This window comes from Oceanobacillus caeni, from assembly GCF_042678465.1.
GTDB lineage: Bacteria > Bacillota > Bacilli > Bacillales > Amphibacillaceae > Oceanobacillus > Oceanobacillus caeni.
Window position 1 is genome coordinate 1 of sequence record NZ_JBHTKV010000051.1, and the last position, 7,630, is coordinate 7,630.

General features: G+C 37.0%; 8 protein-coding genes, 15 tRNA genes, 1 pseudogene and 2 riboswitches. Of the genes and pseudogenes, 19 read left to right on the plus strand and 5 right to left on the minus strand.

Annotation, left to right across the window (positions count from 1 at the left end; translation table 11 throughout):
• Positions 1-137 precede the first annotated feature (137 nt).
• From ACFQ18_RS17645 to ACFQ18_RS17715, 15 genes are all read left to right on the plus strand, one after another.
• A tRNA-Val gene (locus ACFQ18_RS17645) sits at positions 138-213 on the plus strand.
• A gap of 21 nt (positions 214-234) precedes the next feature.
• Positions 235-311, plus strand: a tRNA-Met gene (locus tag ACFQ18_RS17650).
• A 6-nt stretch (positions 312-317) separates the two neighbouring features.
• Positions 318-394: transfer RNA gene (locus ACFQ18_RS17655), tRNA-Asp, on the plus strand.
• Positions 395-397: 3 nt separating this feature from the next.
• Positions 398-473: transfer RNA gene (locus ACFQ18_RS17660), tRNA-Thr, on the plus strand.
• Between the two features lie 15 nt (positions 474-488).
• A tRNA-Lys gene (locus tag ACFQ18_RS17665) sits at positions 489-561 on the plus strand.
• 8 nt (positions 562-569) lie between these two features.
• Positions 570-658, plus strand: a tRNA-Leu gene (locus ACFQ18_RS17670).
• A gap of 8 nt (positions 659-666) precedes the next feature.
• Positions 667-741: transfer RNA gene (locus ACFQ18_RS17675), tRNA-Gln, on the plus strand.
• Between the two features lie 104 nt (positions 742-845).
• Positions 846-921: transfer RNA gene (locus ACFQ18_RS17680), tRNA-His, on the plus strand.
• A 15-nt stretch (positions 922-936) separates the two neighbouring features.
• A tRNA-Ile gene (locus ACFQ18_RS17685) sits at positions 937-1,010 on the plus strand.
• A 22-nt stretch (positions 1,011-1,032) separates the two neighbouring features.
• Positions 1,033-1,125, plus strand: a tRNA-Ser gene (locus ACFQ18_RS17690).
• Positions 1,126-1,145: 20 nt separating this feature from the next.
• Positions 1,146-1,221 (plus strand) — tRNA-Phe (locus ACFQ18_RS17695).
• A 26-nt stretch (positions 1,222-1,247) separates the two neighbouring features.
• A tRNA-Gly gene (locus ACFQ18_RS17700) sits at positions 1,248-1,321 on the plus strand.
• Between the two features lie 11 nt (positions 1,322-1,332).
• Positions 1,333-1,406: transfer RNA gene (locus ACFQ18_RS17705), tRNA-Ile, on the plus strand.
• A gap of 60 nt (positions 1,407-1,466) precedes the next feature.
• Positions 1,467-1,540 (plus strand) — tRNA-Arg (locus ACFQ18_RS17710).
• 10 nt (positions 1,541-1,550) lie between these two features.
• A tRNA-Asn gene (locus ACFQ18_RS17715) sits at positions 1,551-1,622 on the plus strand.
• Between the two features lie 31 nt (positions 1,623-1,653).
• Here ACFQ18_RS17715 and ACFQ18_RS17720 read toward each other — a convergent pair.
• From ACFQ18_RS17720 to ACFQ18_RS17730, 3 genes are all read right to left on the minus strand, one after another.
• Positions 1,654-1,875: a hypothetical protein gene (locus ACFQ18_RS17720; RefSeq protein WP_060669266.1), complete on the minus strand. Its 222-nt coding sequence runs from the start codon at positions 1,873-1,875 to the stop codon at positions 1,654-1,656.
• A gap of 125 nt (positions 1,876-2,000) precedes the next feature.
• Positions 2,001-2,198, minus strand: a complete 198-nt coding sequence (locus ACFQ18_RS17725) for a hypothetical protein (RefSeq protein WP_204798822.1) — start codon at positions 2,196-2,198, stop codon at positions 2,001-2,003.
• Between the two features lie 106 nt (positions 2,199-2,304).
• A riboswitch (cyclic di-AMP (ydaO/yuaA leader) is annotated at positions 2,305-2,449 on the minus strand.
• A 38-nt stretch (positions 2,450-2,487) separates the two neighbouring features.
• Positions 2,488-2,703 carry a hypothetical protein gene (locus ACFQ18_RS17730; protein ID WP_275276488.1) on the minus strand — a complete coding sequence of 72 codons (216 nt, stop codon included), beginning with the start codon at positions 2,701-2,703 and terminating at the stop codon, positions 2,488-2,490.
• 688 nt (positions 2,704-3,391) lie between these two features.
• Here ACFQ18_RS17730 and ssuE point away from each other — a divergent pair.
• Entirely contained in the window at positions 3,392-3,931 is a 540-nt protein-coding gene (ssuE, locus tag ACFQ18_RS17735) for an NADPH-dependent FMN reductase (RefSeq protein WP_047183623.1), read from the plus strand.
• 414 nt (positions 3,932-4,345) lie between these two features.
• On the opposite strand, the gene ACFQ18_RS17740 is transcribed toward ssuE, so the two are convergent.
• The gene (locus ACFQ18_RS17740) at positions 4,346-4,708 is read right to left on the minus strand and encodes a hypothetical protein (protein WP_204798823.1); all 363 of its coding nucleotides are present in this window, start codon (positions 4,706-4,708) and stop codon (positions 4,346-4,348) included.
• Between the two features lie 249 nt (positions 4,709-4,957).
• Between ACFQ18_RS17740 and ACFQ18_RS17745 the strand changes: the two genes are divergently transcribed.
• The 3 genes and pseudogenes from ACFQ18_RS17745 (at position 4,958) to ACFQ18_RS17755 (ending at position 6,562) form a co-directional block, all read left to right on the plus strand.
• On the plus strand, positions 4,958-5,614 hold the full coding sequence (locus ACFQ18_RS17745) for a cysteine hydrolase family protein (RefSeq protein ID WP_204798824.1): 657 nt from the start codon (positions 4,958-4,960) through the stop codon (positions 5,612-5,614).
• Positions 5,615-6,004: 390 nt separating this feature from the next.
• Positions 6,005-6,301 (plus strand): annotated as a pseudogene (locus tag ACFQ18_RS17750) (Uma2 family endonuclease); the annotation flags it as partial.
• A gap of 99 nt (positions 6,302-6,400) precedes the next feature.
• The gene (locus ACFQ18_RS17755; protein ID WP_165589225.1) at positions 6,401-6,562 is read left to right on the plus strand and encodes a hypothetical protein; all 162 of its coding nucleotides are present in this window, start codon (positions 6,401-6,403) and stop codon (positions 6,560-6,562) included.
• Between the two features lie 168 nt (positions 6,563-6,730).
• Here the strand turns inward: ACFQ18_RS17755 and ACFQ18_RS17760 are convergent, their stop codons facing one another.
• A complete protein-coding gene (locus ACFQ18_RS17760; RefSeq protein WP_052771603.1) occupies positions 6,731-7,279 on the minus strand; it encodes an ACT domain-containing protein in 549 nt (182 codons plus the stop codon).
• A gap of 94 nt (positions 7,280-7,373) precedes the next feature.
• A riboswitch (SAM riboswitch) is annotated at positions 7,374-7,480 on the minus strand.
• Positions 7,481-7,630: the final 150 nt, after the last annotated feature.

Sequence of the window (7,630 nt, forward strand, 5' to 3'; positions counted from 1 at the left end):
TTGGTCAAGCGGTTAAGACACCGCCCTTTCACGGCGGTAACACGGGTTCGAATCCCGTACGGGTCACCATTTTCAAGAAAGGCATGTTAAGTACGCGACATCCTGTCGCAACACATGCACTGGTACTTCTGTGCGTCGGAGGATTAGCTCAGCTGGGAGAGCACCTGCCTTACAAGCAGGGGGTCACAGGTTCGATCCCTGTATCCTCCACCATTAATATTATCTAATAAATATCGCGGGGTGGAGCAGTCTGGTAGCTCGTCGGGCTCATAACCCGAAGGTCGCAAGTTCAAATCTTGTCCCCGCAACCAAATTATGGTTCGGTAGTTCAGTTGGTTAGAATGCCTGCCTGTCACGCAGGAGGTCGCGGGTTCGAGTCCCGTCCGGACCGCCATATGCCGGCCTAGCTCAATTGGTAGAGCAACTGACTTGTAATCAGTAGGTTGGGGGTTCAAGTCCTCTGGCCGGCACCATAAAATTACAAGTACGAGCCATTAGCTCAGTCGGTAGAGCATCTGACTTTTAATCAGAGGGTCGAAGGTTCGAATCCTTCATGGCTCATCACATCTGCCGGGGTGGCGGAACTGGCAGACGCACAGGACTTAAAATCCTGCGGTAGGTGACTACCGTACCGGTTCGATTCCGGTCCTCGGCACCATGAAGTATTGGGCTATAGCCAAGCGGTAAGGCATCGGGTTTTGATCCCGTGTATCCTAGGTTCGAATCCTAGTAGCCCAGCCAATTATTCGGGAAGAACTTAGTGGGCGAGAACGTATGGTTTATACCCGTGAAGATCATGGGTTAAATACCCTCTGCTGCTATCAGAAATACATAGTTATAAGATGGCGGTCGTGGCGAAGGGGTTAACGCACCGGATTGTGGCTCCGGCATTCGTGGGTTCGATTCCCACCGGTCGCCCCATTAATTATTTATGATGGACCCTTAGCTCAGTTGGTTAGAGCTATCGGCTCATAACCGATCGGTCGCAGGTTCGAATCCTGCAGGGTCCATTTGTAGAAACCATAATAACGTGGAGGTATACCCAAGTCTGGCTGAAGGGATCGGTCTTGAAAACCGACAGGCGGGTCAAACCGCGCGGGGGTTCGAATCCCTCTACCTCCTCCATACATAAGAGTAAATTAGTTGGCTCGGTAGCTCAGTCGGTAGAGCAACGGACTGAAAATCCGTGTGTCGGCGGTTCGATTCCGTCCCGAGCCACCATCTTATTTATAATATTGACACGATATGCGGGTGTAGTTTAGTGGTAAAACCTCAGCCTTCCAAGCTGATGATGAGGGTTCGATTCCCTTCACCCGCTCCATTATTGATAGTGGGCCTGTAGCTCAGCTGGTTAGAGCGCACGCCTGATAAGCGTGAGGTCGGTGGTTCGAGTCCACTCAGGCCCATTACTAACATATAAAGTGATTGGTGTTTCAAATTCCATACATGAGTATGTTAATATAAGTGCGCCCTTAGCTCAGCAGGATAGAGCAACAGCCTTCTAAGCTGTGGGTCAGAGGTTCGAATCCTCTAGGGCGCGTATAGATTATTCCACAGTAGCTCAGTGGTAGAGCAATCGGCTGTTAACCGATCGGTCGTAGGTTCGAATCCTACCTGTGGAGCCTTTTTATATTATTTGGAAATGAATTCAATTCATTTTTTTACTTCCCGAATCTCTTCGTATATTTCGGTTAATACAATAATTTCCTCAATTAATGGTTCGATACGGAATAGTACGTCATCATTAATGATTTCTTTAGCTTGAAATTCTATTCCTCTATATACATAGGAAGAAACGATTTGTGCTTTTATGTAAGATAATATTCGTTTTAACTGTTGTCCGACAATTAAGCAAAAGCCTGCAGTAACAACCATACTCATAATCTTCTTTAAAAGTCCTTTACAGATAATAAATCATATTTGTTTATCAATATCGCTTGAATGAATTCCTTATAATAACATCTGCATTCATTATTGCTTGAGTAATATATTTGTATCCTTCATATTCCATAATTACGGGCACCACTGAATTTTTCATAATCTGCGAGATGAATTAACTCTGTTTCCACATCGAATATTTTTATTACTGTTCTTGTTGTTGAACCAACAATCGAACTTAATAATATGACAACCTTTAGCAAGCTATAATGCCCAACTCTTATTGCACGTCCGGCTATGATTTTCGCACGGCCTCTCATTCTAGTACCTGATCCGATATTTTTAAACAAATTAAAACGTGTCTACAGGTTCATTCATTGTACATGATCTGTAGACACGTATTTTTTTGGACGCCACAAGCTTCACCATCCTTCTCCATAACGCTTACGAGGTTAGCTGTCGGATTCGGGCCATTGAGTAGCCCTACCTTTTTTAAAAAAGGATTCACCCCTTGGATTCCATTGAATCCAGATGGTTCCCCCGCACACAGAGGTTTCGGCGATTTAGAAATTGGAAACTTTGTTGGTGGTATAAGAGGATTTCTTTCTTTTAGGAAACTATGGCATGCAAGTAAGCTTCTTCGATTTGCTCTGAATCAAAGTCATTATAGTAAATCACTTCACTAAGATACTTGCACCCTTTCATATTCTTAAAAGCTTCATTTGCCTCTTCTTGATTATTAAACTCAAACATATGAATATCGTTTTGTTCATAAACAGTAATAACCCACATTAAAGTTCCCTCACTTTGTAATAATAATTTCACGTAAAATTTCCCAATCACTTCGCCAATAATGTAAAATCTTTCTTTATTTGATCAAACGAGGCCTATAAAATCATCCCTCCCATTAGTGAAAATGACATTTATCAATCTTACTGTAACAAGATGATCATTCAATTTCAAGCGTTATTTATGAAAAAGTAAATAACTACTATTGTGTATTATTGTACATCACTATGGTTAATTGGCTTATAAGGTTTTTGACAAATTTGTTAAAGTGCTTTATAGAAAATATACAATTGTTTTAAGAATTAAGATCACTTGAAGCACGGATTATCATTGTTAGTTTAGATACGGTAAATGGTTAATTTTATGTTCAGGGAAAATCGCGTTTAACGATTAGAAGACCCTGTTATAGAATTTCTCTATAAGTGAAAGGATAAAAAATTATAACCCATCCTATTGTTGTTAGTTTGGAAGAATGCTATACTTATATTCAATAGACAAAACCAAGTAAATTAATTAGTATACTTGTGTATGGTTCGAAAAAATAAAAAAAGTGGGTATAATGCCGCCGACGGGTTTTTGTTAAGTATATCAGTTTTAGACGAGCAATATGATGATTATAGAAAATGTTATCCTAATTTTAGAAGAAAAAGCTTTAGCAAACTATTAAACGTGGAATCCCTTTTTGACTAGGGATCCCACTTATCGAAAAGAAAGGGGAATGGGTGTGAGTGATATTGTCATTGTTTCGGGAAGTCCTTCTTCTATATCAAAATCGGAACGTATTCTTTATTATCTAGGTGACTTAGTAAAACAGGAAGGATTTTTGATTAAACATATATCGGTAAAAGGCGTGGATGCGAAGGACTTACTTTTTGGAAACTTCGAAAGCCCGGAAATTAAGGAGATTGCAAGACGATTAGGGAAAGCCAAAGGTGTTATTGTTGGGTCCCCAGTGTACAAAGCTTCTTACTCTGGTGTGTTAAAAGCATTATTTGATATCCTTCCGCAAGATGTTTTGCAAGATACTCCAGTACTCCCAGTAATGACTGGTGGCAGTCCGTCTCATTTATTAGCATTGGAATATACATTGAAACCCTTACTAGCATCGATGAAAGGTCAAAACCTAAAAGGACTTTATTTTCAGGACAGCCAGTTAGATATGACAAGTGACCATCTGATTGCTGACGAGTCCATGTTAAATCGTACGAATAAACAAATAGAATATTTCTTAGGGAAAATAAGACGGGAACAACCTGTTTTTTAATAAGGCCTACGATAATAACGAGCAAAAACGCTCAGAAAAAAATTAAATCTGAGCGTTTTTTGATTTTGACATCTGACATCCCTTTCCTTTAGTTTTTTGGAAGAATGCCATTAGTAATTATCCCCAATACCCTGTTTAAAATGTTTACACATAAATATACTGCTATACAAACGATTACAAGAAAAATTATGTATTTAAAGATTATATTTAAAAAATACCCAGAAACCAAATTTCCTCCGTAGTATATAAGAATGAAAGCAAAAAGGACTGCAACAAGATAGGAAGCCCCAACGCTAAAAATCTGAAACCATGTAAGTTCCTTTAAAATTTTTTATTTAAAAATGACATACATAATTATTATAATGGACAAAGTCGAAATTAAAATATCTTTCATAAGATTCCTTTACATAAAAGTCAATTTTTTATTTCTACTAAAATAGTGACAATGATACTACAAATGCTACTAACAGTACCCAAAGCCCCGATAACTATTACCGAAGTACTAGGAATCATAAAACCTACTGGAACAAGTCCTAAAAAAGTTAAAACTATAAAGACTTGATAAATAGTAGAAATAATTTTTACCGCAAGATTATTAAAAAATGATAAAATTAAAGGTGGTAAGAATAGTACTACGAGTATTCCTAAAGATATCCACAGAATGAATGGTTCATCGAAAGAAACAGTATTAGGACCGGTTGGATTTTTAGCAGCTAAAAATAAGGCAACAATAGCTAAAACCATAGTTAACAAAACCATAGAAACTCTTTTTACCATAACAAATACTCCTTTTAGATTTCTAGTATTTAAATATAAAACACTCCACTTCTCCTTTATTAAAAAGTACCATACCCTACTATGTTTATACGTATTTCAAATCAAAATGTTTCATTTACAGTCAAAATATCGTTATTGCACTTGAAATAAATAGAAACCTTTGAACCTATATATCAGAATATTTCCATTTATATAGTGCCATCCGGTACAATGAATATATATGACGAAATAAAGTAAGGGGGAGGCCATTTGGATCTCAATAAAACCGCACTTTTATTAATGGATCTTCAAAAAGAAGAGGGAACTTCAGAAATTGAGGATATGGAAGGAATTCTTGATAACGCATCCGATCTTATTGAGGACTGTAGAGAAAAAGGGATACCTATTATCTATACGCGACATATTAATCGTGCGGATGCAGTTGGACTTGCGGCTGGTGAACCGTTAAACGAAAATGGTGAACCAATTTATTACCATTCTAAGTCTATTTCAATTGAAATTGCCGACGAGATTAAACCGGAACAAGGCGATATTATTATTGATAAACACCGGTACAGTGGGTTTTATGAATCTAATTTAGAACTGGTACTTAAAAACCTCCATATTAAGCATCTAGTCGTTGGCGGTGTTCTAACCGACTGCAGTGTGCTGTCAACGGTAATGGATGCGTATTATCGTGATTATCAGGTAAATTTAGTGAAGGATATTTGTGGATCAACATCAGAAGGAGCTCATATGGCCTCCATTTTAATGATGGCCAATAGGGTATACAACCTACAAATCTATGATACAGACCAAATTAGGAAAATGCTGAATGATGAGGATTATGAAGTTTGGGAAACGGATGAACCAGATGAATTAAAATTCAATCCAGAAAATTTAAGAAAGACATTTTCAAAGCTGTAAAATAACAAGGGAAAGCAGTATGTAACAGGTTCAGTTATTATTAAAGTGATCTAAAGGAAGATGTTCAATGTTTTCGGTTATGATAATATGTTGATAGTATAAGCTGAAATGAAGGATTTAATGGTCATTCCGAATGAAAAAGAGAAATATTCATATGCCGATTATCTAACATAGGATGAAGGTAAAAGGTTTGGGTTAATTGATGGGGAACTTTTTATATGTTCCTGTCCCTTCACGTAGGCATCAACAAGTTCTCAGGGAATTATCTACGGCTTTTTCAGTCTTTCTCCAAGAAAAGGAATGCGAAGTATTTTTTGCGCCTTTCGATGTACGATTATTAGTGGATAACAAAGAGGACGATGATATAAATAATGTAGTCAACCCGATTTATATGTTGTAAGTGATCAAGAAAAGCTTGACGACAGGGGTTGTAATGGAGCCTCAGATATGATCATCGAAATACTTTTACCTTCATCTGTTAAGTTAGACCGTTGGAAGAAATATCAGCTTTACGAAAAAGCAGGAGTAAAAGAGTGTTGGATTGTTGATCCGGTTAACAAATCTGTAGAAATACATCTTTTAATTGGTAAACAATACAAATTTCAAGGAGTCTTAACAAAAGGTGATAATATTTCCGTTAATGTTTTAACAGGTTTGAAATTAGACCTAAATCAAATATTTGTATAGTCCTTGGACCGTTTCATAATTTCTGTCACGCGTACAAAGGTGGCAATAAGAGGAGATGCCCCCTGCATAGATGAATGGGATTAATGAGGAGGACAGATGATGGATAACCAATATTTTGTAGGATGGGGTACACTTGCTTTGATAAACGCTGCACTTGCACAAGGGAAGAATAGAACGGGATTAAACTGGTTTTTGCTCTCTCTTGTATTAGGTCCATTGGCAACACTAATTTTGTTATTTGTTGAAAAGAGAGAACAGTAGTACTAAAATGATAATCTCCAATACCTGTAAGAACAGATGAATATTCAAACCTTTTACAGGTTAAAGAATGTTTCAAATAAGAGTCAACAGTATAACAAAAAGGAAAAGGACCATCTAATAGTCAAAACACTGATTAATTAGATGTCCTATATTATCTAACACATATGATCAAACCGAAACACCAGCAAAAAATTCACGATGAAGAGCCGCAACAGCTTTTGGTTCATCATGAGCCTTTACACCTAATACTAAACTTATCTTGGATGAGCCATGACTCATATGTATCATTTCAATATTAATTTCTTTTTTTGCAAGAACATTCGCTGCTCTGGTAATATTGTCTACATTATGATTCATCTCTCCTCCAATTAGCATAATTAGCGCAAGATTACGTTGAATAGTCACTTTATCTGCTGAAAGCTCCGAACTAATCCTCTGAATCAGTTCACATTCTATCTCCTGATGTAATTGATTTTCATGTAAAATAAGGTTAATAGTATCGACACTAGACGGTATATTTCTGTAATAAAGTTGAAAATCCTCAAGCATCTGAAACAACTTTCTTTCAAACCCAACTTCTTTATTCATTCTATACTTGCTGACATAAATACTGCAAAAATTATTGTCACTAGAAATTTCAGCTATGGATGCGTTTTTATTTCCATCTACTAACGCTTTTGCAACTAATGAACTTTCACTATGTTTTTCATTCGCCATCGTATCAGCCCCTTATAGTCATTCACTTTTATACCAAAACACAAAAAGACCTCTTCTACATAAATAAGAAGAGGTCTTAAATCTTTCTGTCCTCCTCTTATCTTCCAGAAATTAATCTGCAGAAATTAGCACCTTTTCAAGAAAAAACTTGAAGGTTGCCGGGCTTCACAGGGTCTGTCCCTCCGCCACTCTTGATAAGAGTTATTAAATATTGGTTATTTAGCTATTTTGGAAAATATATCATAAATGTATTCCCCTGTCAATCCTAATTATCTTTAAGTTTACCTTTTTTTCCCCTATAAGAACATGTTTTCGTCATATTGAGATTCTTTAGGGAAAACTTTTTGCAGT

Coding starts and splice junctions, on each gene's coding strand:
- ACFQ18_RS17720 (WP_060669266.1), bottom strand. CDS start 1,875: ATGGTTGTTACTGCAGGCTTTTGCTTAATTGTCGGACAACAGTTAAAA.
- ACFQ18_RS17725 (WP_204798822.1), bottom strand. CDS start 2,198: ATGAGAGGCCGTGCGAAAATCATAGCCGGACGTGCAATAAGAGTTGGG.
- ACFQ18_RS17740 (WP_204798823.1), bottom strand. CDS start 4,708: ATGGTAAAAAGAGTTTCTATGGTTTTGTTAACTATGGTTTTAGCTATT.
- ACFQ18_RS17755 (WP_165589225.1), top strand. CDS start 6,401: ATGGATAACCAATATTTTGTAGGATGGGGTACACTTGCTTTGATAAAC.
- ACFQ18_RS17760 (WP_052771603.1), bottom strand. CDS start 7,279: ATGGCGAATGAAAAACATAGTGAAAGTTCATTAGTTGCAAAAGCGTTA.